We start from the raw sequence: 22,961 nt of genomic DNA on the forward strand, positions 1-22,961 counted from the left end.
TTTGGCACATCAGCCTCTGCGCCAAACGTAGCCGCCGTTGTAGCGATGATGATAGAAGCCAACGGCGGCAGAATGCCGAGCCACGTTGTGCGCCAATTGTTGCAATCCACTTCGCTTGACATGGACGACGACCGCACCGCCGGATTTGACCGCGGTTTTGACTTTGCCTCTGGTTCAGGTCTGGTTCAGGCAGATGCGGTAATTGATGCCATGCCGCTGGGCGCGCCTACCAACCTGCGCGGTCGTCCGGGCAGCGGCAGCGTAGAGCTTACATGGACGCCCGCTCCAGGCAAATTAGTAACGCGTTATGAAGTGTATGCGGTAGCTTCTTCTCCAAACCCTATCGAGACGCTGGTTGGCGTTACCACAGAGCCTAACTTCACTGTTGGCAATTTGACAAATGGCGTAACTTATTCTTTCCGTGTGCGTGGAGTAGCCGGAAACGGTCGCCTTACTGCCTTTACCAACCGCGTAGATTTGCGACCATCCATCATATTGGCAACCGAGATGGATGCCAACGCCGCTACTAAAACGTTCTTAAATGTTTACCCTAATCCAAGCGCAGGCGCTGTAAACATCTCCTTCCGCGAAGCGCAAGTTGGCGGTACGGTACGCATTAGATTGTCTAATGCCGCTGGTCAGGAAGTTTTTGTGAAAGAAGTAAATTACATGGGCGGCGTTGAAGATGCTATTGACACAACCGCCTTGCCAAGCGGCATGTATATCTTATCGGTAGAAACTGAAAAGAACGTTCACCGTCGTAAAATCAGCATCGTACAATAATTTCACCGATTCTAAATGCAAAAAATCTTATGAAGAAGCAAATTTATATATCTTTGGTTGCGCTTGTTTCGGCATTTTTAGTTGCCGCTTGTGGTAACCTTCAAAGTAGCGGCGGCGAGGCGATCAACATCTTGCAAAACATTCTTGCGCAAGGCAACGGCACGTGGCGCGTAGCGAGCGCAAGTTTTGGCGATGAAGAGGCTTCGCTGAACATGTTTGATGACTACCGCATTACTTTCCGCCCCGACGGAACTTATCAGGTAACTAATCCTAAGGGCGCGCCTTCTTTCACGCGTCGCGCAAGCGGCAGATATGCTGTAACGATGGAACGCGTATTGGTTTTTGACGGCGGTGAAACCACTGCGCGAGAAATGACAAGAGGTAATTTGCGACCCGACCGCTTGATTTTTGAGTTCGACGTAACGCTTCCGGGCAAATCAACGACTACTTATCGTTTTGAGTTGGTGAGATAATCGCCCGCATCGTTATTTTTCAGAAGGCTGCCTCTTATTTTAGGGGCAGCCTTAGTTTTTTTAACTTTGATTGTTAATGCCTGACGCATATGCTCCGATATATTTTCCTGTTTTTTTCGCTGGCTTTATCATCGGTTATTGGTGCATTTGCCCAATCTGCCGAAAAAACTTATGCTGCGCTCGCCATTTGCGAGCAATACTACGACGACGGCGACTATGCAAAAGCGCTTGATAAGTGTGAGAAACTCATGACCAAACTCAAGCGAAGTGCCTATAATCATGCAGTTACGTATGCGATGCCTTATCTGGCAAAGTATCAGGAGGCAATGGGGCAATATCTTGCATTTGAAACTACTATTCAGGAGATGCTGCGCCTGCGCCAGATCAGCGGTGAAAAAAGCCGCAACTATGCGCTGGGTGTGCTACATGCCGCCGCTGCTTATGCCCGGTACAGTCACGCCAATCGGGCAGAAGCATGTCTTACCCAAGCGCAGGCATTGCTTGCCAATGAAAAAAATCCGCTGATTCGGGCAGATTTGTTGAAAGTGGGTATTCAAATTGCCGTCCTTCGGCAAGATTTTACGGCTTTTCAGCAACAAATTACCGATGCGCTCAAAGCGCAACAGGCGCTGCTGACCAACGAAGAGACATACTTTGATGAAATTGAACACACAGAAAAGAGGAGAACCGTAAGTGCAATAGAATTGCGCCGCCGCAAAAACCAATATGCCGAATTGCTGAATAGTTGGGGTGATATGTTGCGGCAGGCGGGCAAATACGGCGATGCGGGCAACAAGCTCGCCGAAGCCGAAAGTTGGATTCGCAGCAACCTGAGCGCCCACGATGCAGCACTGATTACCAACCGACACTTTCAGAACCTGCTCAGTCTGGACGTGGGAGGCAACAAGGAGGCACTGCAAAAGCAGTTAGACCGCCACGTTTTTATCGCCGAAAAACGCTTTACCCCCGTGCATAAAACTTATCTGGCAATCCATGAAACACTGATAGACAACTACATAGAAAGTAAATTTATTCGCCGAAGCAGCAAACAGCGCTGGGAGTTGCGCCAAAATACACTCAAATATTACGGGCGCGACAAGATGCCCTATGCCATTTCGCAGCGATTGGATGCGCGAACTGCCTACAAGTTCCACAACTACCGCCAAGCGCAAGCCCTGTTAGATGATGCCTTGAAAACCCCCGAAAAAGTCCCCGCAGAGCATCAGGAATACCGTAAGTTGATGCAACAGGCGTATGATTTGGCGCTGGCAACCGATAACCTGAGCAAGGCAGAGGCGTATTTGCAAGCACAAATCGGGAGTGCAGAAAAGGCGCTGGGTAAAAATTCGCTGCCCTACCACTATGCCCGCATGAAACTATCGGCTTACTATGCGGCATTTACCAATCGCTTTGCCGCAGCAGATAGCATCATCCGCGAAAGTTATCACGGCTTTATCAGCAAGCAAATTAGCGCGGAACACAAAGACCGCGTGGACTTTCTGAACGACATTGCTACGTATTACCAAATGATTGGGCGCTACGATTCGGCATTGGTCAAACTCAACGAGGCGGTGGCGATTGCCAAAAAGCGCTTTGGCGAAAATAATGTTACCTATGCGGTTGAGTTGCAGAAATTGGTCAAAGTGCAGATGCAGCAGGGGAGATTTGCTGATGCTGATAAAAATATTGTCCGCATTTTAGATATTTTCAAAAAAGCCTATAATCGTACGCTGAATCTGGAATACTCGCAGGCACTAGAAACGGCGGCGGCATATTACGCTACGATGGGCTTGTTCGACGATGCGCGGGCCGCCTTGCTACGTGCCGACCGATTGTTTCAGCGTTCCAACAGTTCTATTGCAGGATCAACAGCCATTGACGATTTGGCGGGGCTGTATATCGCAATGGAGCGTTTCACCCAAACCGAACGCCTGTTAAACGATGCAGTGCAAGTGCGTCGCAAGCGCTACGGCCCAACCAGTCGTTTCCTGATCAATCCTTACAACCAACTGGCGCGACTCTATCTGGCTATGGGCGACTACGTCAAAGCTGACGATTTTGCCGGCAAAGCATTCAGGCTGGCCGCCGAAACCTTTGGCGATAGTTCGATAATTACTTCTGAAGTTATTGAAACACAGGCACTTATTAATAATGCCATCGGCGATTATGAAAAAGCCATTGCCGACATTTTGCGCGTGCGGCAGATAAAAGAGCGCAATTTCGGGCGCAATAATATTGCCGTCGCCAACTTGTTGCGGCAGGAGGCACTGATTCGCTATTTGAGCAAAGAGCCGCCGCAAAAGGTAGAGCAACTTTTCAGTGAGGCACGTCAGATTATTGCCCGCAACTTAGGTAGCCGCAACCCTATTTATGCCGAAGCGCTCAAAGACCTTGCGCTGATTTACACCGAAGGCAACCAGCCGACGCAAGCGCTGCAACTCTTGGACAGCGCCAACCGCATTTGGAATAGCATTTTGAAAACAGGCAACAACACAAACGCAGCGGAGATGGCTGTGCTGAAAGGCAATGTCTATACCCGTTCGGGCGATTTTGTCAATGCAGATAAGCAATATAAAAGTGCGATGCGCATTTTGGCAAAAATTCTTAGCGTTAAACATCCACTCTATGTACAGGCACAGGCGCAACATGCCCGCATGTTCTTTGCGAAGAAAAACTATGCACAGGCGCAGAAAATCATGGACGATGTGCTGGCAGGCTATCGGCAGTACATCACGACCTTTTTCCCTGTGCTTAGCGACCGCGAAAAAACGAAATACTGGGGCTTGATACGCGCCGACTATGAGTTCTATAACAACCTGCTCGTACGCCGTTTACCTGAAAACCCTGCGATGGCAGGCATGCTGTACAACAACGCAACCTTTACCAAATCGCTTTTGGTGAGCAATGCGGGCAAACTGCGCAACCTGATTATGAACTCTAATGATTCGGCTACGGTGCGCCGCTACCGCGACTGGACAGACAAAAAGCAATTACTTACCAAAGCGCTTGCTTATTCGCCCCAGCAGTTGCAGGAATCGGGTATTGATTTGCGCAAGCTGCAAAAAGAAATTGACGATTTGGACAAAGATTTGAGCCGCCGTTCCAAAATATTTATTGAGGCAAAGCAGTTGAAAATCAGCCGCTGGCAGGAAGTAGCGGCGCAGTTGCAAGCAGGCGAGGCAGCTGTTGAAATTATCCGCTACCCGTACTACGAAAAGGGTTTTACCGATTCGGTAGTTTATGCTGCGCTTGTGCTGCCCTACGGCGAAAAAATTGCACCTAAGTTTATTCCTATCGCCAATGGCAACGCCTTGGAAGACAGCTACTTAAAACGATATCGCAATTCGGTGAAGTTTGGTCTGGCAGACCGCCTGTCCTACAAATACTACTGGGAGGTAGTGGACAAAGCCCTGAACGATGCAAAGAAAGTTTATCTTTCAGTAGAAGGGGTTTACAATCAGGTCAATGTCGAAGCCTTGCTCGTTACAGATGATACCTACTTGATTGACCAACGAGCAATCATATTGCTTACTAATACGACTGATCTTTTAGAACGCAGGACTGCTACTAATCAGGTAAATAGTTTTGTATTTTTTGGCAACCCCATTTTCTACAAGGATTTGCAGCCTGATGATTATTTAGGCGCATATGGCAGAAAAATTCCACAGTTGCCGGGAGCATTTAAGGAAGTAAAAAATCTTAGCCAGCTGATTAGCAGAAGTGGAAAACCCATCAGCGAATTTGTATTGACAGAAGCTACCGAGGAACAAGTGAAACGGTTGCAAAGTCCACGTGTGTTTCACATTGCTACGCATGGCTTTTTTGAACCTGATTTGGCAGCTAATCTATCTGATAATGAGCTTAGTAGCAGGCAGACAATTAATAACCCGCTGCTCCGGTCGGGCTTGCTCTTGCGCAACGGCGGCGATTTGGTGGCAACCGAAAATGTATATGCCTACAACAAAGAAGACGGCATTCTGACAGCCTACGAGGCGATGGATTTAGCGCTGGAGGATACTGAACTGGTCGTTTTGAGCGCCTGCGAAACCGGACGCGGCGATACCAAAATAGGGGAGGGCGTGTATGGCTTGCAGCGGGCATTCCGCGTAGCGGGCGCTAAAAGCCTGATTATGAGCTTGTTTAAAGTAGATGATGCGGCAACGCAACGGCTGATGGAACTCTTCTATTCACATTGGCTGCAAAACGGCGATAAGCGCGAAGCCTTTACTTATGCCAAAAAAGAATTGCGCAAAGAATATCCTTCACCCAAATATTGGGGCGCGTTTATCATGGTTGGTGCGGAGTAGCGTCAATTGACCTTATAGTGGACAATATTTACCAAAATACGCTTATGATGTAACTTTCATTAGCTAAATTTATACTCCGCCGATTAGAGTAAGAGCAAGCATGACACTAAGTTGGAACGAAATCAAAGATCGCGCATTAAAATTTTCCAAAGAGTGGGTAGGCGCAAGCAACGAAGCTGCCGATGCAAAGCCTTTTCTGGTGGACTTCTTCAATGTGTTTGGCATTAGCCGCAAGCGCGTGGCTACCTTTGAGGAGCGCATCAAAAAGCAGGACAGTAAAGACGGCTACATATACATGCTCTGGAAGGGTATGATTCTCGTTGAGATGAAAAGCCGAGGCAAAAACCTCGACAAAGCCTACCAACAGGCAAAAGAGTACCTGCACGGTCTTAAAGAACACGAACTGCCCAAATACATCCTCGTTTCCGACTTTGAAAATTTCCGGCTCCACGATCTGGAAGAAGAGAAAACAATCGCTTTTAAGCTCGCCGAACTGGTTAACAATGTCCAGCACTTCGGCTACCTGACAGGCTACCAGAAGAAGGTTTACAAAGAACAGGATCCGGTCAATATCAAGGCTGCCGAACTGATGGGCAAACTGCACGAGAGGCTCGAAGAAATCGGCTACGACGGGCATCCGCTAGAGGTGTACCTCGTGCGCTTACTCTTCTGCCTCTTTGCCGAGGATACTACTATTTTTGACAAACAGCAGTTTCAGGACTACATCGAGCAGCGCACCAATCCGGATGGCTCTGACCTTGCCGCCCGTTTGCAGGAACTGTTTCAGGTCTTGAACACACCCAAGGAAAAGCGCTTCAAAAATTTAGACGAACAACTTGCCGACTTCCCCTACGTGAACGGAAAACTGTTTGAGGAAATACTGCCAACGGCGAGTTTTGACCGCAAAATGCGCGAGGCATTGCTGAACTGTTGCTATTTGGATTGGAGCAAAATATCGCCTGCCATTTTCGGCTCCATGTTTCAGAGCGTGATGAACCCCAAAGAGCGCCGCAACTTAGGAGCGCACTACACCAGCGAAAAGAATATCCTCAAACTCATCAAACCGCTTTTTTTGGATGAACTCTGGGACGAGTTTCACGCCATCAAAGAGAACAAAAACAAACTACACGAATTTCATAAGCGGCTGGCAACTCTACGATTTTTAGACCCTGCCTGCGGTTGCGGCAACTTCCTTGTGATTACCTACCGCGAGCTGCGACTCTTGGAACTGGAAATTCTCAGGGCTTTATACAAGTCCGGCGAGGCGGTACTGGATGTGCGCGAAATCATCCACATGGAAGTAGATCAGTTCTACGGCATTGAGTACGAAGAATTTCCTGCGCGTATTGCCGAGGTAGCCATGTGGCTGATAGACCACCAAATGAACATGGAAATCAGCAGGCAGTTTGGGCAGTACTTCATCCGCCTGCCCCTGCGCAAAGCGGCAAATATTGTGCATGGAGATGCGCTGGAGACTGATTGGGAGCAAGTAGTAGCCAAAGATGCACTTTCCTACATCATCGGCAATCCGCCGTTTATTGGTTCTAAAATCATGACGCAAAAGCAGCGCGATCAGATTGTCAAACAGTTTGACAATGCCGATGGAAGCGGCATACTGGACTACGTTACAGGCTGGTACATCAAGGCTGCCAAATACATCCAAGGCACTAAAATCAAAGTAGGCTTTGTTTCTACCAATTCCATTGTGCAGGGTGAGCAAGTGAGCATTTTATGGGGGCAAATGCTCAATAAATACCACATCAAAATTCACTTTGCGCATCGCACTTTCAAGTGGAGCAATGAAGCCAAAGGCAATGCCGCCGTGTATTGCGTCATCATAGGCTTTGCCAGCTACGACACCAACAACAAGCGCATTTTTGAATACGAGGACATCAAAGGTGAGCCGCACGAAATCAAAGCGCAAAATATTAATCCGTATTTGGTAGATGCAAGGGATATTCTTGTAAATAAAAGAAGAACCCCAATATGTAGCGTTCCTGAAATCTCTTTTGGAAGTATGCCCAATGATGGGGGGAACTTTTTATTTACAGGTGAGGAAAAAAAGGATTTCGTCAATAAAGAGCCTAAATCAGAGCAATTCTTCAAACCACTTATTAGCGCTCATGAATTTTTAAATGGTCGTAAACGCTGGTGTTTATGGCTGAAAAATGCTAATCCAAAAGATTTAAAACAGGCAAAGTTTGTAGTAGAAAGAGTTGAAAGCGTTAGAAAGTTAAGGTCTGAAAGTAATAGAGAAGCTACTAGAAAACTAGCAGCCTTTCCATCTCTTTTTGGCGAGGATAGACAGCCGAATAGTGATTATGTCTTAATACCACTACACTCATCTGAGAATAGAAAATACATTCCAATAGGTTTTTTTGATAAAAACTCAATTGTGAATAATAGTTGTTCATTTATACCAAATGCAAAGTTGTATCACTTTGGCATTTTGATGTCTATTATGCATATGGCTTGGGTAAAGACTGTATGCGGGCGAATTAAAAGCGACTACCGTTACTCCAATGAATTAGTTTACAACAACTTTCCTTGGCCGCAAAACCCCAGCGAAAAGCAAATCAAAGCGATAGAAGTGGCAGCGCAAAAGGTACTGGATGTGCGGGCGCAGTTTCCGGACAGTTCCTTAGCAGACCTGTACGATCCCGTTGCGATGCCGCCCGCATTGGTCAAAGCACACAATGAGTTAGACAAAGCCGTTGACCTTGCCTACCGTCCGCAGCCCTTCACTTCCGAAGCCAACCGGATGGAGTTTCTCTTTGCGCTCTACGAACAATACACCGCTACGCTCTTTACAGCCGAAAAACCGAAACGGGGGCGGAAAAAATGATTTCAGGAAGCCATCGCCTTAGCTGCCTGCGGCTTGCGAATCAGTAGTGCACAAAGCACAGCGGAGATACTCACGCCAATCAGTATGTAGATGCCTGTCAGGTAGTCGCCTTGTGTAGTGCGTAGGATTCCAAGCAAGTAGATGCCCGCACTGCCCGCCAGCGTGTCCATCGTGGTTACAATGCCCAGAATTTTGCCAAAATTTCTACCCGCATAATATTCGGCGACAGTAAGTTGTACCATCGTAAATGCGCCGCTGTAGCCAAGTCCGTAAATGACGGCAAAAAGCGGCAGAAATACATCGCTGTTAGCCGGTATGAAGCGCATCAGTACCGAGCCGATGGTCATATTGACAACAGCCGCAACAAGGATGCTTTTTTTTGAAAAACGATCGCTGAGTGCGCCAAAAACGAGCTTACCCGCAATGCTGCAAATGAAAAACAGACTGAGTGCATTAGCCGTCTGTGTACCGTCTAACCCTACGTCGCGCATGAAAAGTGCAAAATTCTGGACTACGCCCGTAATACAGAAAAAGACAGCAGCCGTTACGTACAAAACCAAATAAAACATTGGGTTGGCAAGCGCATCGGTAAGTGTGAGATGGTTTTGGTTGGCTGTGGCAACTGTATTGGGATGTGCGGACATTTTTTGTCCATCGGCCACTGTGTTTTTCTCTGCCGGGCGATTGCGCATGAGTAGCAAAGGGACAACTGTCAGGAGCGCTGCTATTGCTGCCAGTAGCAGCGCGGTTTGCTGCCAGCCGTTGGCTTTCGTAAGCGCGGCAATCAGTTGCGGGAACACGATGCCACCCAGACTGGAGCCGACCAGATAGATGCCTACGGCAATACCGCGGTAGCGATTGAACCAGTAGGAAAGGAGCGTAACACCTGCAATTGCTCCGCCCAGCGTGATAGAGGCCGCACAAAGGATATAAACTCCGACTAAGTGCCATGGTTCGGTGATCAGCGGATAAACTAACAGCGCAGCAACTGTTAGCAGGCTGCCTACACCCATCATCAGGCGCGGCCCGAACCTGTCCACCAGTGCCCCTGCGAAAGGCGATACAATCGCCACTACAAAATACAGAATAGAAGGCCCACGCGTAACCTGTTCGTGCGTCCAGTTAAAAATCTCTTTGAGCGATACATTGAGCAGTGGCAATCCGTTTACGCCGATGGTAACAACGGCAAAAATCAGAAAGGCACAGGCCAGTACAAGCCAACCGTAAAAGAGTGATTTCATGGATGCAGGGAAAATTTCGTAGCATCACAAGATAGCAAAAAACCTGTCAGGCATCATGTCCGACAGGTTTGGAAATCAAAACAAAAATCGAATGTAATGTTTTATTTGGTAGAAGGGCGCTTGCGTATGGTTGTGCTTGTATTAATCCAGCAGCCTACACTGATAGGGTTACCTTCCTGCAAACCAATGGTGAAAATATCTTCCATAGAAGGGAATTGTGCTTTGGCTTGTGCCATGCCGTTGCCGTCGCCTGCTTTTTCATACATATCATAAGCAGCCAGAAATACAGCGCGGTTCTCCACAGGGTTTTTGCCTTGACATTGCTGATAGCTACTCATGTACATATCGCCAATAGCCTTATAAACTTCTTTGGCATTAGCAGGATCGTTGGAAACGGCTTCCAGATATAATCTACGGGCCTCTGCATATCTGTTTTCGCGGTGTGCCAGTTTGGCAAGTTCCATGATCAGATCCGCTTTCTTAGATTTTTCATCAGCAGGCAACAAGTCAATAGCCTTCAAGTACATTTCTTTACCTTCGTTCGTTTTACCTTGTCTCATCAGAATTTTTCCGATGGTAATAGCATTACCCGAACTTGGCTCTGCTTTAAAGATTGTCTGCAAAGCCTGCAAGAACAAAGGCTCAGTCGGGCATTTAGTCATGTATGCTGCAATCTTTTTAGCAAGTTTTACATCATTGGGGTTTTCTTGCAACTTAGGGCCAAGATTCTTGTTGACAAAGTCGCAATCAACTTTTACATATACTTGTACCAAGCCGTCAATGGCATCTTTGGCTTTGATCCAGTTCTCTGCAGCAGCTCCACCGGCAGCAATCTTTTTCTCCAATACAGGTGTGATCTCATTGTCGTAGGCATCTACGAAGGTGTCTTCGGTAACGCCTGCTACGCCTGCTTCTTTGGCTTTACCGACTGCGTCCATGTAATACTGGAAGAAAGCGGGTGAAGAAAGTTGGTCGCCATATTTGCCTACAAGGTATTTATAGAACTCGTAAACATCTTTCTCTTTACCTTTACGTTGGATCATATAGTCGTAGAAAACATAGCCTTTGCGCTCCAACAGATCTTTGGTTTCGCCAAAGCAATGGATGCGTTTGTTGTACAGCGCAATGATTTTATCTTCATGAACTTCTTTTTGAGCATTATCTTTTGCCTGACCTAGAAGCGCAGTGTAAAGCTGTACAGATTTGATGTACAGTGAGGCATGAAGGTTGGGCGTATTGTTGAGCAGCCATTCGCCGTTTTCGGTGGCGATGTCGTATTCTTTGGTATTGAGGGCATCAGAAAATAATGTCCATTTTTCTTTGGCTGCTCCCGGATCGCTTCCCCAGCACCAGCCATTTTCCAGTCCGGCTTCACAAGGGCAGTTTTGAGCAAATGCTGCATAAAATAATCCCGAACCAAATACCATTGCGAGCAGTAGTCTCTTCATCGTCTTGTTACTTTAAGTGGTAAATAAAATCGCTTAGTTATGTAAACGTATTAATTGATTTTTCGTTTTTGAAACCAATAGGGATCGTTTACAGTAAGCCCCAAACTCAACCGAAAGAAAGTTTCTCTCAGTAGATTATTTTCAGTAGTTCCGCGTTGCCCCAGTGTGGCGGCAAAACTGGCTGCCGAAAAAGTACGGCTTACGGGTAATGCCAATCCAAAATTGATACCAAACTCCCGAATTTGCTGTCCATTTAGTACAGTTGGGGTGAGCGCATAGTAGCCGCCGCCTCTGTAGGCTACCCTTGCAAAGTAGCTGGTCAGCGAATTGATGTTAGGTATAATTTCCGCTCCAATGCTCAAGCGCCAAGAGTCGGCAAGATTTTCCTGATTGATGCCTCTGTAGGCGCTCCAAGGCTGAAAGGCATAGTCTATGGCAAAGGTATAGGCATAAGCCTTTTCGAAACTGATGCCGAAAGATTGTTTGTGCGGCATGAAGATCCTTTCTATAGATCCGTTGAAAGTAGTATCCGTTGAAATAATTTCGCCTGCAACGTTTTTGCGCTGGATGCTCTGCAAACGAGTAGCGTTCATGTTTGCTTCCAGATCAGTGGTGTATCCAATGTTAATGGTTTTGTCTTTTCCAACAGGCTGCCGGTATGCCGAACCTAATTTGTAAGTAAGTGCTGAAACGTTTATACGGTCAAAAGAGCCAACTATGTAGCCACCTGTAAAGTGGTTGTCTATCAGCAAAGAAAAAATTTCTGTCTGCACAAAGCCGAAATTGTAGTTGGCCGTGGCCCCCAGATGCAAGCGTTTAAAAAAGGATGTTCCCATGCTTAGGAAAGCCTGACTGATGCCTCCTGAGCCTTCAAACAGGTATTCTGCGAAAGTGGGTGCGAAGGGGAGTTTGTTAGTGGCAATCAGTCTGTAATTAACTTTGCTGTAGGGCATCATCCCCGTAGCAAGGGTTACGCGGGTTGGTATGATCGGGAAGGCAAAAGCCAGATAGTCAATGTTTCCGTAACTGTAGCGTCGGCTTAGTTCGGTATTTGCTACTATTTTGGCTTCGCTGAAGTAGGAGGCTTCGAAACTCATAACGCTGTTGCGGCTCAAAAGCGCGGGATTAGTCAGGTTAAGCGCTGTTGGTGTAGAGTTGCTAACGCCTACGCCGCCCATCGCAAGGCTGTACATAGAAGTACGGGGTGCAAGTTCGCCCAGCCCGGACAGCGAATAGGGCGAATTACCTGATTGCGCCCGAAGGATTAGCGGTATACTAGTCGCTGCAGCCATTAGCAGCGCTGAAATCATATTTTTCAAAACCTGAAGTTCGCTAAGTTAAAGTTTAAGGCGGCTCTCAAGCCATCCAGCACCACATTCTCATTTACAAAATTGGTTTCTTTTATGGTTTTCTCAAAAAAAAGCGCGTCTCCTCCGCTCAGTAAGATGTTAAATCTTCCAAAAATTGCTTCGTATTGATGGATGATACCATTCATTTCACTGCTCAGCCCATGAAATGCGCCGCTCAACATAGCATCGGCAGTAGTTTGTCCGACAAGGGGAGGCGGAACGGCAAAATCGCTGTCAATCAGCGGTAAACGCGCCGTAAAGGTGTGCATGGCTTTGAGGCGCATTTGCAATCCGGGCGAAATAATACCTCCCAGAAATTCAGCAGAAGCCGTTACGAAATCATAAGTAATGCAAGTGCCTGCATCTATGACCAGCGTCTGCCGGTTAGGAAACTGCTGCCAAGCGCCAAGCGCAGCTGCCAGCCTGTCCATCCCAAGGGTGTGCGGGGTTTGGTAACAATTTTTGAGTGGGATCGGCAGCTGGTGGGTAAGCCGTAGCAACCGTCCGCTGAATCCTGTTGCTCCGATCAGGTCGGCGGCCGTACCGCGCACATCGCAGTAAATGATATTTTCAGGAGCTAACCGCTGGATCAGCTCCTGAATGGCAGTATCGCTAAGTTGTTTGTAGTAAACGGGCGGGCTGCCTGCTGCATCTATGCGCATCTTGCCAAAGGTATTGCCCAAATCCAGACAAATATCCATGTACCAAGTCAGGTATTTTATTGCCAAATTTGCAACACATTCCATTGTACACCAAACTTATTGTAAGAAGTAATGATAAAAGTAGGTATCATCGGGGCTGCGGGCTACACAGGCGGGGAGGCTATCCGCATATTGCTGCGCCATCCTCACGCCGAAATAGCCTTTGCGCAAAGCAATAGTCAGGGCGGTAAACCCGTCAGCCACGTCCACAGCGATTTGCTGGGCGAAACGGACTTGTATTTCTCTGAAAAATGGCATTCGGAGATAGACGTGCTGATGCTGTGTACCGGACACGGTGAGGCGGCTAAGTTTATGCAAGCCAACGCCATTCCCGAAACGGTACGAGTGATTGACCTAAGCCACGATCATCGCCTCAATCAATGGACTTACGGACTGCCGGAACTTAACAAGGCACAGATCCGACAAACAAACCGACTTGCTAACCCGGGTTGTTTTGCTACTGCCATCCAGTTAGCACTGCTGCCGCTGGCTGCGCAACAACTCATAAAGGACGAGGTACACGTAAACGCCACTACAGGCTCTACAGGAGCAGGACAAAAGCCTTCCGAAACTTCGCATTTCAGTTGGCGCAACAATAATTTGTCGGTTTACAAAGCCTTTGAGCATCAGCACTTGGGCGAAATTTATCAGAGCCTCCGTACCTTGCAGCCTACCTTATCTAAAGAGGTCAATTTTATTCCTTATCGAGGCAATTTTACGCGCGGTATTCTGGCTGCTGTCTATACAGCCTGCCCCCTTAGCATCGAAGAGGCAAAACAACTTTACACCAATTATTACAGGGATGCTCCATTCGTAGTTTTTTCTGAGGAAAATCCTGATTTGAAGCAGGTTGTTAATACCAACAAATGTATTTTACATCTGGAAAAACACGGCAATAAGCTATTCATTATCAGCCTGATAGACAATCTGACCAAAGGGGCATCCGGTCAGGCAGTGCAAAATATGAACCTCATGTGCGGGTTGGAAGAAACTGCCGGACTTTTAATGAAACCTTCCGCATTTTAAGTGTTTTGCTCTTTTTAGTAATTGACACCTTTGGCGAAAAAAATCGGATATGCTATATTGTGAGCCAAATTAAACAACGCTGCTATTTGACTCACACACAGGTAGCGCTGTCAGCACACAGTACAATTAATTAAATATGAACTTTTAGCTACTAAAAACGACGCGAAAGAATGGAAACCGCCCTGATTTTAACCTTTGTGATAGGTTATCTGGCTATCGCTCTAGAACATCCTTTGGATATTAACAAAGCTGCGCCCGCACTGATGATTGGAGGAATCTGTTGGGCAATTTATGCGCTTTTCGGTGGGCAGGAAGCCAAAATCGTAGAGCATCAGTTACTGGAACACTTCGGCGAAATTGCCAGTATCCTCTTCTTCCTGTTAAGCGCCATGACGATTGTGGAGCTAATAGATGCTTATCAGGGCTTTTCTATCATTACCGAGCGCATCCGAACAACGAGTATCGTACAATTGCTGTGGATTATTGCCATCTTAGCTTTCTTCCTTTCTGCTGCCTTAGACAACCTGACGACTACGATCGTGATGACATCTATGCTGCGCAAAATCATCAAGGCGCGAGAGGCAAGGCTTTACTTTATCAGTTTGGTCGTAATTGCTGCTAATGCCGGCGGTGCCTGGTCGCCCATCGGAGATGTTACAACAACCATGCTCTGGATTGGCGGACAGGTAACTACAATTTCTTTAATTACCCACATCTTGATCCCAAGTATTGTCTGTATGGCAATTCCCGTGCTAATTATGATTCCAATTGTAAAGAATATGCCTATTTCGACAGATGCGAGTGCAACGCCTGTTGAAGAAATTAGCAACATCGGCCCACATGGCCATGCCGTACATGAGGTTCCGAACCGCAAGAGAAACATCATTTTTGTTACAGGGCTGGTAGCCTTGATCATGGTTCCTGTGATTAAAACAATTACGCACCTGCCGCCATTTATTGCTATCCTAATGAATCTTGGTGTGATGTGGTTAGTAACTGAGTTGATCCATCGCGGCGAGGATCACCACATAAAAGATCCGCTGACTGTTATCAACATTATCCGTCGGATTGATACGCCGAGTGTGCTGTTCTTTGCAGGTATCCTGTTGGCTGTAGCAGCCTTGCAATCTACAGGCATCCTGACGCGTTTGGCAACTTTCCTCGATCAGTCTATCGGCAACCTGACAGTGATCTCATTTACGCTTGGCTTGCTTTCGGCGATTGTGGACAACGTACCGCTCGTTGCTGCAGCGATGGGTATGTACACGCTAGAAGCGCACCCTGTAGATAGCGAACTCTGGCAGTTGATTGCTTACTGTGCGGGTACAGGCGGCAGTTGCCTAATTATTGGTTCTGCTGCGGGTGTTGCTGCTATGGGCATGGAGCGCATCGAGTTTTTTTGGTATGCGAAAAAGATTACATGGATTGCTCTAGCCGGTTACATAGCAGGTCTGGTCTGCTTCCTTGCTATGTATCATTAATAGTAGCATACTCTTTAGAGTGTACGTTTCCTATGCCGTTGTTCGTTGGCTGCGAGCAACGGCATTTTAATGTAAGTTGATTTCTAAGTTGATCAAATGGACGTAAGCATTGTACTGGCAGTTCGGAACGAAGAACGCTATCTGCCTGCCTGCCTCTCAGCGTTGGCGGCGAGCATAGCGGCAAGTGGGTTGCAGTGCGAACTACTCATTGGCGATGATAACTCTACCGATCGCACACGCGAAATTGCAGAGACATTTGCGGCGCAGGCTGTTTTTCCTTGCAAAATTATTGACGTGCGCGGCACTATCGGAAGGGCACGTGGCAAGGCTAATGCTGTTGGGCAGATAATCCCACACGCAGCGGCAGAGATCCTCCTTATCACCGATGCCGATACGCAAGTGCCGTCAGGTTGGGTAGTTGGTATGGCTGCTGCTTTTGCACCTGACATCGGGCTGGTTACAGGCTTTACGCTTGTTGGTGGCGAGCAGTGGTATGCCCGCTTACAGGCGGTGGATTGGGCGGTTGCACTGGGAACGTCGCATCTGCTTGCCTCGTTAGACTATCCTCTGACCTCGCTGGGCAATAACATGGCCTACAGGAAAAGTGCTTATCTGCAAACGGGTGGCTATGAAGCGCTGCCACTTTACATCACCGAAGATTTAGCGCTGTTGAAGGCTGTCAGAAAGCACGGATGGCAAACGGTGCATCTGGCAACGCCACAAATTCTGGCCAGCACCGCGCCCGTAGAAAGTTTTAGAGAGTGGGTACTGCAGCGCAAAAGATGGCTTGCCGGAGCGCTTGCGCTGCCGCTGCCGCTCCGACTGCTGATGCTTGCCGATGGGCTATTATTGTTCTTGCTGCCGGCTGTTGCGCTGCTTGGCGGAGGAGCGCTTGCCGCAACAGTCTGGCTGCTGCGCTTTGCCGTCCATCTGCTAATTGGCGGCACTTATCTTTTCAGGATGCGCCATAGCCACCTGATCCGGCTGCTGCCTGTTTATGAACTACTGATTACGCTGCTAAATCCGTTTGTATTTCTGCACTACGTGCTGTTCCGGTATACGCGCTGGAAAGAACGCCGCTATGAAATTTAATCTGCCGCAAATGTGACAGTAACTTCTTTGCTTTCCTTTAGCCCTTGTTTGGTGGTCTTGATGGAAATAGTCATGCCGGGTTTGAGCAGGAAGGGCTGCATGTTGATTAAAATTAATAGGCTGCTGCTAAGGTAGAGAGGATGAGTGTTGTGGTTTTGCTAAAGATAATTACGCGAAGGTAGTGTATGCCTGTGGCTTTAAGTTACATAAAAAAACCTCCCGCATTGCTGCGAGGAGGCTACATTTATTTATCAAAAACACTTTACTTTTGTTAGCCTACGCTGCCTTCAAGACTGATGGCAAGCAACTTTTGTGCTTCTACGGCAAATTCCATTGGCAACTGGTTCAGCACTTCTTTGCAGTAGCCGTTTACGATCAGGGCCACAGCCTCTTCAGTATCAATACCACGCTGGTTACAATAGAAAATCTGGTCTTCGCCGATCTTTGAAGTTGTTGCTTCATGCTCTACTTTGGCAGTTTTATTTTCTACCTCAATATAGGGGAAAGTATGCGCGCCGCACTTATCGCCCATCAGCAGCGAGTCGCATTGAGAGAAGTTGCGGGCATTTTCCGCGCGCTTGCTGATTTGCACCAGTCCGCGATAGGAGTTTTGGCTTTGTCCGGCAGAAATACCTTTAGAAACAATGCGGCTGCGGGTATTTTTGCCGATATGGATCATTTTGGTGCCTGTATCGGCTTGCTGGCGGTTGTTGGTGATGGCTACAGAGTAGAACTCGCCAACAGAATTATCGCCTTTCAGGATACAACTTGGGTACTTCCATGTGATAGCAGAACCTGTTTCTACCTGCGTCCATGAAATTTTAGAGTTATCGCCAAGGCAAATGCCGCGCTTGGTTACGAAGTTGTAAATGCCGCCTTTGCCTTCTTTGTCGCCGGGATACCAGTTCTGTACAGTTGAGTACTTCACTTCAGCGTCTTTCATTGCTACGATTTCTACTACAGCGGCGTGCAGTTGGTTCTCGTCGCGCATGGGAGCGGTGCAGCCTTCCAAATAGCTAACATAAGAAGCCTCATCGGCAACGATCAGCGTTCGCTCAAACTGCCCTGTGTTAGCTGCATTGATGCGGAAATAAGTAGAAAGCTCCATCGGGCAGCGTACCCCTTTGGGAATGTAGCAGAACGAACCATCGCTGAAAACAGCAGAGTTTAGAGCTGCATAGTAGTTGTCGCTTACAGGAACTACCGAGCCGATGTATTTGCGCACCAGTTCGGGGTGTTCGCGGATAGCTTCGCTCATCGAGCAGAAAATAATGCCCAGTTCGGCGAGGGTTTCCTTAAAAGTAGTAGCTACCGAAACGCTGTCAATAACCGCGTCAATGGCTACCCCTGTCAGGCGTTTTTGCTCAGAAAGAGAGATACCCAGTTTTTCAAAAGTTGCCAGCAATTCAGGATCAACTTCGTCTAAACTATTGTATTTGGCAGTTTTCTTGGGTGCAGAATAGTAGATAATATCATTGAAATCTATCGCCGGATAGCTAACGTTAGGCCACTTGGGTTCTTTCATGGTCAGCCATTGGCGATATGCTTTTAAACGCCATTCGGTCATCCACTCAGGCTCTTCTTTTTTAGCAGAAATAAAGCGAATAATGTCTTCACTCAGCCCTTTGGGCGCTTCTTCTGTCTCGAAGTTGCTGACGAAACCATATTTATATTCCGAATTGGTGAAGTCCTCTAAAATCTGATTGCTCTGATCCATATGCTTTCGGTTGTGTTAAAAAGTCATAGACGCATGCAAAGTTACTAACAAATAACTATTTAAAATTGTTCTAAATACACATTTAATTAAAAAAATTCCTTTCCGAACAATTACAAAAGGATTTGGGTTATTTATTTAATTTTGAAGGTATCGCACAATTAGCCCCGTTATTTTGAAAAAATTGTAATTGCTTGCACATGAAACAGTACAACCTCAAGGTAAAAGATATTACGCAGGAAACAGAAGACACCGTAACACTGCACCTCAAACAACCGCTTTTCAGCAAAATTAAATATAAGCCCGGCCAGTTTTTGACCCTGATCCTGACGATCAATGGCAAAAGTGTGCGCCGCGCCTACTCGATGAGCAGTTCGCCGCATGTAGATGACACACTTTCTGTTTCTATCAAGCGCGTGGAAGGTGGATTGGTTTCTAACTATGTCAACGATCATATCAAAGTAGGCGATTATGTGGACGTTTTGGAGCCGATGGGTAATTTCTGCTTAGAGCCTGATCCAAGCCTGAAGCGACATGTGGTACTGTTTGGCAGCGGCAGCGGCATTACACCGCTAATGTCAATCGCCAAAAGCATTTTGTCGGTAGAACCACAAAGTTTGGTTTCGCTGATCTACGGCAATAAAACAATGGAAACGGTCATTTTTCGCCGGAAACTAGAGGAGATGCAGAAGAAATACGGCGAGCGATTCAAGGTAGTGCATGTATTGAGCCGCGCCGAAGACAACGATTGGCACGGATACAAAGGCCGTATAGATAAAAACTTAGTAATCAATGTGTTGAATCTTTTGCCAAAGTTTGATGCTGATAAAACGGAATATTTTATGTGCGGCCCCGAAGGTATGATGGATCAGGTAACGGAAGCGCTGCACTACCTCAAAGTACCCAAAGAGCGCATCCACCGCGAAAGTTTCTTCAGTCCGGTTGCCGAAGAGGCTAAGGACGAGGCTACATTAAAAGCCTCCGGCATTGTAGAGCAGCAGGTTACGATCATCCTCGACGGCGACGAGTATCAGATAACCGTAAAACCTACCCAATCTATTCTAGATGCCGGTTTGGATGCCGGTTTGGACATGCCTTATTCCTGCCAAAGCGGGCTGTGTACGGCTTGTCGCGGACACAGAAAATCGGGCGAAGTCAAAATGGACGAAGACGAGGGACTTTCCGAAAAGGAAATTAAGGAGGGCTACGTACTTACTTGCGTATCGCACCCACTCAGCGAAAATGTAGTGATAGAGATAGGGTAGTGCTGCCCGTTCCAGTTCAATATGAAAGCCTTTCTTTTTCGGAGAGGCTTTTATTTTTTTGAACACTTGGCAACCTTTTGCAGTGCCTGCTGTCTTTGATCATAAACCCTGATGATGCGCATTGGAAACTGTTACTGCCGATATACACCGATATTTAATTGAGCGATGTCTGGAAAATGACCGAAAGGCGCAGTTTCAGATCTATAAACTCTATTCCGATGCGATGTACAACGTTTGCTATCGGATGCTCAAAAGCGAAGAAGACGCGCAGGACGTATTGCAGGAGGCATTTGTAGATGCTTTTACCAAGCTGCACACCTTCCGTTTTGATGCTGCTTTTGGCTCATGGCTCAAACGCATTGTGATTAATCGTTGCATCAACGCGCTACAAAAGCGCAAGTTGCTGACAATGAACGTAGAAGAACGCAAACTGGCACATATTCCCGATGAACCTGAGGCAGACGAGAGCGAAATTGAGTGGGAAATCAATCTGGTACGGCGCTGCATGAACAAACTGCCCGAAGGAGCGCGCATCGTACTGAATCTATACCTTTTTGAAGGCTACGACCACGCAGAAATTGCTGAAATTCTGAATGTTACAGAGTCCACTTCCAAAGCGCAGTACAGCAAGGCACGGAAGCGTTTGCGCGAAATCATCACCGAAGAAAAAACAGCACTATGGAAGATAAATTAAAAACACTGGTGCAGCAGCACCTAAAAGAGACGGAGACGCTACAAGCCCCCGACTTTTTGTGGGAGCGCATTGCAGCCGATTTAGACCGATTGGAAAATGCGGAAACGCCCGCACAGCAGCCGAGGCGCCGCCTGTGGCTCAAACCGCTGATGCGCATAGCTGCGGCAGTTGTTGTTTTGCTGATGGCAGGCATTTTTGCGCTGCAACGGTGGCAGCCCGCAGACCAAGCCGCCGCAACCGCCTGGGCAGACTATCCCGAATTGCAACAGGCAGAGGAATATTTTCGCCCCATGATTGTTGCCAAAGTGCAGCGATTGGAACAACTCGGCGACAAGAGCCTCACAGCGGCTTTATTGCAAGACCTTGCCTTATTGGAACAGGACTATGAAACCCTGTCAAAAGACCTGCGCGACAATGCCGACAACGCGCAAATCGTCAAGGCGATGGTGGAAAATTACCGCAGCCGCCTGCAACTCTTGGAGCGAATCCTGAACGAAATAGAACAAAAGCAAAACGATGAAAAAGCTGATATGCAATTGTAGTTGGGCATTGCTGGCGCTTTGGCTGTCTGTTTCGGCAGCGGCAAAGCCCACCAACGAAACCGACGGCAAAACCGATGCAAAAGAGGTGCGTGTGTCTAAAAAGTTAGCCTTTGATTTCAAGGCGCAACCCGAACTGACCGCGCAGTTGAACCTGAAATATGCGCACATCATCATTACGGGCTGGACGAAAGACTCTGTGACAGTAGAGGCGGAAATCACGGCGAGCGGTGCGAACGTCGCCGAAGCCAACCGCATATTGGAACGCGTGGCGCTCAAATACGACCACAGCCCGCAGCGACTCAACCTGCGATTGGACATCGCGCAGGAGCAAGCAGTAGCAAGAAAAGAGGAAAACAGCGGTTTCGGCAACATTATGAACGGGCTGGTGCAGTCCTTTGCAGGCAGCGGAACGACACCCAAAGCCTCATCGGGCAGCAGCATCAACATTGACCAAAACAACCTCAAAGTCGTGCTCAAAGTGCGAATGCCGCAGGCTGCTCTGCCGATGATAGAAAATCGCTACGGCAATACCGAACTGGCGGGCAATTTTACCAACAAAGTAACGGCGAACCTGTTCTACGGCGACTTTAAGGCAGACCGCCTCAATGCGGCGCAGTTAGACATCAGCTACGGCGAAATCTTTGCTCGCCAGCTGCTAAAAGGTACCGTTCACCTACGACAGGGCAGCATGAAATTGGAGCGCGGCGGCGAATTTAACCTCCATTCCAACGGCGCAACCATAGAATTAGACTCAGTTGCTAACCTCTGGTTAGACTCGCGCAACGATCAAGCAATTGTCAAAAAAGTAGGTAAACTCAACGGAAAAACGCATTTCAGCAAGCTGGAAATTCAGCAACTCAGCACAGAGAGTAATCTGGAAACGCAATTTGGCAGCCTGATTATCAACCAGTTGCGTCCTTCGCTACTAACGCTGGACATCATGGCGCGTTCTACGGACATTCGCTTGGACAATCTGCCCTCCGACACCCGCTACGAGCTGGTCGTGCGCCCCGAAAAGTGGCAGGCTCCCGAGCGGCTGCTTCGCCACGAGCGCCAGCCTTTTGAAGCCGCCAAAGGACATTCGCGTATCGTCTGGACAGAAGGCAGCCCCAAACGCAGCATTGCTATTGAGAATCGCGAGGGCAGTGTAGTGATGAAATAGCGATTGAAAAGTCGCAGGTGTTATTTGTCCTGCGACGGATCGTCAGGTGCTTCAACTGGTGCTTGATCAATACTTTGACGTAATGGCGGTTTCTGCGTTCTTTTTTTGCATCTGCTCTTTTTGCATTCCGCTTGTCTTTCACAATCCGATCCAACTCATTGAGATGTTCCAGTTCCTGTACATCATTCATAGACGTTCTTCTGGGCATGTTGCGTTGCTTTAAACGTTACATTGTACGTGAGCGCTAACCATTCTTTAATGGTGATTGTTTGCGGGAAACGTTGTACTAAGTTATATAGGACTTATCTGTTGTAGATTGATCTATTTCAATGGCAAAAATTTTGACAAACCCCGTTGCTGTCTTATTATCTATCATTTAATGCAACTCTTATACATAAAAAATAGCATATGATTTTCTCATGAGGCATGTTTTGGCTTATGATTCAGGCATTTAAGTGTTCTATCAGGTCAAATTAATATTAAAATCCTGCATTGACTACATAAATAACATAGATAGCACCTCAAGTATAAAAAAATACACCCTAAAAACTTGCAGAAAAGAGTTGTCCTTTCTACATTACCGCATCTTGTGGCTGTTAAAGGTAGTAGAAAAAGTCGCGTAGTGTAAGGAACCTTTAACGGATAAGGGAATTAAACCTTAAACTCGAATCTTATGTTACTCGCTTTACCTTACCTGCGCATCAGTTTCGATACCGAACTTGACGGACGCGATATTCCCCTATTTCGCGGCGCTGTGGCTCATGCCGCCGGCTATGAACACACGCTTTTTCACAACCACACAGAGGAGGGTTTTCGCTATGCCTATCCGTTGATTCAA

At 47.3% G+C, this 22,961-nt stretch carries 17 protein-coding genes and 1 pseudogene; 12 read left to right on the plus strand and 6 right to left on the minus strand.

Annotation, left to right across the window (positions count from 1 at the left end; all coding sequences use genetic code 11):
* From ACWIP2_RS08845 to ACWIP2_RS08860, 4 genes are all read left to right on the plus strand, one after another.
* The coding region (locus tag ACWIP2_RS08845) for a T9SS type A sorting domain-containing protein (RefSeq protein WP_448519564.1) at positions 1 to 783 on the plus strand (783 nt) is incomplete at its 5' end.
* Positions 784 to 812: 29 nt separating this feature from the next.
* Entirely contained in the window at positions 813 to 1,256 is a 444-nt protein-coding gene (locus ACWIP2_RS08850; protein ID WP_448519565.1) for a hypothetical protein, read from the plus strand.
* Positions 1,257 to 1,345: 89 nt separating this feature from the next.
* Complete coding sequence (locus ACWIP2_RS08855; RefSeq protein WP_448519566.1) at positions 1,346 to 5,563, plus strand: CHAT domain-containing protein; 4,218 nt, start codon at positions 1,346 to 1,348, stop codon at positions 5,561 to 5,563.
* A gap of 100 nt (positions 5,564 to 5,663) precedes the next feature.
* Positions 5,664 to 8,408 (plus strand): class I SAM-dependent DNA methyltransferase, encoded by a 2,745-nt coding sequence (locus ACWIP2_RS08860; protein WP_448519567.1) that lies wholly within the window; start codon positions 5,664 to 5,666, stop codon positions 8,406 to 8,408.
* A gap of 2 nt (positions 8,409 to 8,410) precedes the next feature.
* Here the strand turns inward: ACWIP2_RS08860 and ACWIP2_RS08865 are convergent, their stop codons facing one another.
* The 4 genes from ACWIP2_RS08865 to ACWIP2_RS08880 all read right to left on the minus strand — a co-directional run bounded on the left by ACWIP2_RS08865 (position 8,411) and on the right by ACWIP2_RS08880 (position 13,192).
* Positions 8,411 to 9,649: an MFS transporter gene (locus ACWIP2_RS08865; protein WP_448519568.1), complete on the minus strand. Its 1,239-nt coding sequence runs from the start codon at positions 9,647 to 9,649 to the stop codon at positions 8,411 to 8,413.
* A gap of 101 nt (positions 9,650 to 9,750) precedes the next feature.
* The gene (locus ACWIP2_RS08870; RefSeq protein WP_448519569.1) at positions 9,751 to 11,097 is read right to left on the minus strand and encodes a hypothetical protein; all 1,347 of its coding nucleotides are present in this window, start codon (positions 11,095 to 11,097) and stop codon (positions 9,751 to 9,753) included.
* Between the two features lie 50 nt (positions 11,098 to 11,147).
* Positions 11,148 to 12,416 (minus strand): hypothetical protein, encoded by a 1,269-nt coding sequence (locus ACWIP2_RS08875; RefSeq protein WP_448519570.1) that lies wholly within the window; start codon positions 12,414 to 12,416, stop codon positions 11,148 to 11,150.
* On the minus strand, positions 12,413 to 13,192 hold the full coding sequence (locus tag ACWIP2_RS08880) for a type III pantothenate kinase (RefSeq protein ID WP_448519571.1): 780 nt from the start codon (positions 13,190 to 13,192) through the stop codon (positions 12,413 to 12,415). The genes ACWIP2_RS08875 and ACWIP2_RS08880 overlap by 4 nt, the downstream gene beginning before the upstream one ends.
* Positions 13,193 to 13,219: 27 nt before the next feature.
* Here ACWIP2_RS08880 and argC point away from each other — a divergent pair, with 27 nt between their 5' ends.
* The 3 genes from argC (at position 13,220) to ACWIP2_RS08895 (ending at position 16,746) form a co-directional block, all read left to right on the plus strand.
* Positions 13,220 to 14,173 (plus strand): N-acetyl-gamma-glutamyl-phosphate reductase, encoded by a 954-nt coding sequence (argC, locus tag ACWIP2_RS08885; protein WP_448519572.1) that lies wholly within the window; start codon positions 13,220 to 13,222, stop codon positions 14,171 to 14,173.
* Positions 14,174 to 14,343: 170 nt separating this feature from the next.
* Positions 14,344 to 15,654, plus strand: a complete 1,311-nt coding sequence (nhaD, locus tag ACWIP2_RS08890) for a sodium:proton antiporter NhaD (RefSeq protein ID WP_448519573.1) — start codon at positions 14,344 to 14,346, stop codon at positions 15,652 to 15,654.
* A 96-nt stretch (positions 15,655 to 15,750) separates the two neighbouring features.
* Positions 15,751 to 16,746 (plus strand): glycosyltransferase, encoded by a 996-nt coding sequence (locus ACWIP2_RS08895; RefSeq protein ID WP_448519574.1) that lies wholly within the window; start codon positions 15,751 to 15,753, stop codon positions 16,744 to 16,746.
* Between the two features lie 271 nt (positions 16,747 to 17,017).
* Here the strand turns inward: ACWIP2_RS08895 and sufB are convergent, their stop codons facing one another.
* Positions 17,018 to 18,463 carry a Fe-S cluster assembly protein SufB gene (sufB, locus tag ACWIP2_RS08900; RefSeq protein ID WP_448519575.1) on the minus strand — a complete coding sequence of 482 codons (1,446 nt, stop codon included), beginning with the start codon at positions 18,461 to 18,463 and terminating at the stop codon, positions 17,018 to 17,020.
* A 197-nt stretch (positions 18,464 to 18,660) separates the two neighbouring features.
* Here sufB and ACWIP2_RS08905 point away from each other — a divergent pair, with 197 nt between their 5' ends.
* The 4 genes from ACWIP2_RS08905 (at position 18,661) to ACWIP2_RS08920 (ending at position 22,123) form a co-directional block, all read left to right on the plus strand.
* A complete protein-coding gene (locus ACWIP2_RS08905; protein ID WP_448519576.1) occupies positions 18,661 to 19,725 on the plus strand; it encodes an FAD-binding oxidoreductase in 1,065 nt (354 codons plus the stop codon).
* A gap of 121 nt (positions 19,726 to 19,846) precedes the next feature.
* Complete coding sequence (locus tag ACWIP2_RS08910; protein WP_448519577.1) at positions 19,847 to 20,419, plus strand: RNA polymerase sigma factor; 573 nt, start codon at positions 19,847 to 19,849, stop codon at positions 20,417 to 20,419.
* Positions 20,404 to 20,961: a hypothetical protein gene (locus ACWIP2_RS08915; protein ID WP_448519578.1), complete on the plus strand. Its 558-nt coding sequence runs from the start codon at positions 20,404 to 20,406 to the stop codon at positions 20,959 to 20,961. The genes ACWIP2_RS08910 and ACWIP2_RS08915 overlap by 16 nt, the downstream gene beginning before the upstream one ends.
* Positions 20,936 to 22,123, plus strand: a complete 1,188-nt coding sequence (locus ACWIP2_RS08920; RefSeq protein WP_448519579.1) for a hypothetical protein — start codon at positions 20,936 to 20,938, stop codon at positions 22,121 to 22,123. Before ACWIP2_RS08915 ends, ACWIP2_RS08920 begins: the two co-directional genes overlap by 26 nt.
* Here ACWIP2_RS08920 and ACWIP2_RS08925 read toward each other — a convergent pair.
* On the minus strand, positions 22,086 to 22,331 hold the full coding sequence (locus ACWIP2_RS08925; RefSeq protein ID WP_448519580.1) for a hypothetical protein: 246 nt from the start codon (positions 22,329 to 22,331) through the stop codon (positions 22,086 to 22,088). The two genes, ACWIP2_RS08920 and ACWIP2_RS08925, sit on opposite strands and share 38 nt — an antisense overlap.
* A 465-nt stretch (positions 22,332 to 22,796) precedes the next feature.
* Here ACWIP2_RS08925 and ACWIP2_RS08930 point away from each other — a divergent pair.
* Positions 22,797 to 22,961 (plus strand): annotated as a pseudogene (locus tag ACWIP2_RS08930) (CRISPR-associated endonuclease Cas6); the annotation flags it as partial.

The sequence above is a fragment of the Rhodoflexus sp. genome, assembly GCF_053489755.1.

Coding starts and splice junctions, on each gene's coding strand:
- ACWIP2_RS08855 (WP_448519566.1), top strand. CDS start 1,346: ATGCTCCGATATATTTTCCTGTTTTTTTCGCTGGCTTTATCATCGGTT.
- nhaD (WP_448519573.1), top strand. CDS start 14,344: ATGGAAACCGCCCTGATTTTAACCTTTGTGATAGGTTATCTGGCTATC.
- argC (WP_448519572.1), top strand. CDS start 13,220: ATGATAAAAGTAGGTATCATCGGGGCTGCGGGCTACACAGGCGGGGAG.
- ACWIP2_RS08920 (WP_448519579.1), top strand. CDS start 20,936: ATGAAAAAGCTGATATGCAATTGTAGTTGGGCATTGCTGGCGCTTTGG.
- ACWIP2_RS08880 (WP_448519571.1), bottom strand. CDS start 13,192: ATGGAATGTGTTGCAAATTTGGCAATAAAATACCTGACTTGGTACATG.
- ACWIP2_RS08915 (WP_448519578.1), top strand. CDS start 20,404: ATGGAAGATAAATTAAAAACACTGGTGCAGCAGCACCTAAAAGAGACG.
- ACWIP2_RS08895 (WP_448519574.1), top strand. CDS start 15,751: ATGGACGTAAGCATTGTACTGGCAGTTCGGAACGAAGAACGCTATCTG.
- ACWIP2_RS08905 (WP_448519576.1), top strand. CDS start 18,661: ATGAAACAGTACAACCTCAAGGTAAAAGATATTACGCAGGAAACAGAA.
- ACWIP2_RS08860 (WP_448519567.1), top strand. CDS start 5,664: ATGACACTAAGTTGGAACGAAATCAAAGATCGCGCATTAAAATTTTCC.
- sufB (WP_448519575.1), bottom strand. CDS start 18,463: ATGGATCAGAGCAATCAGATTTTAGAGGACTTCACCAATTCGGAATAT.
- ACWIP2_RS08850 (WP_448519565.1), top strand. CDS start 813: ATGAAGAAGCAAATTTATATATCTTTGGTTGCGCTTGTTTCGGCATTT.
- ACWIP2_RS08865 (WP_448519568.1), bottom strand. CDS start 9,649: ATGAAATCACTCTTTTACGGTTGGCTTGTACTGGCCTGTGCCTTTCTG.
- ACWIP2_RS08925 (WP_448519580.1), bottom strand. CDS start 22,331: ATGCCCAGAAGAACGTCTATGAATGATGTACAGGAACTGGAACATCTC.
- ACWIP2_RS08870 (WP_448519569.1), bottom strand. CDS start 11,097: ATGAAGAGACTACTGCTCGCAATGGTATTTGGTTCGGGATTATTTTAT.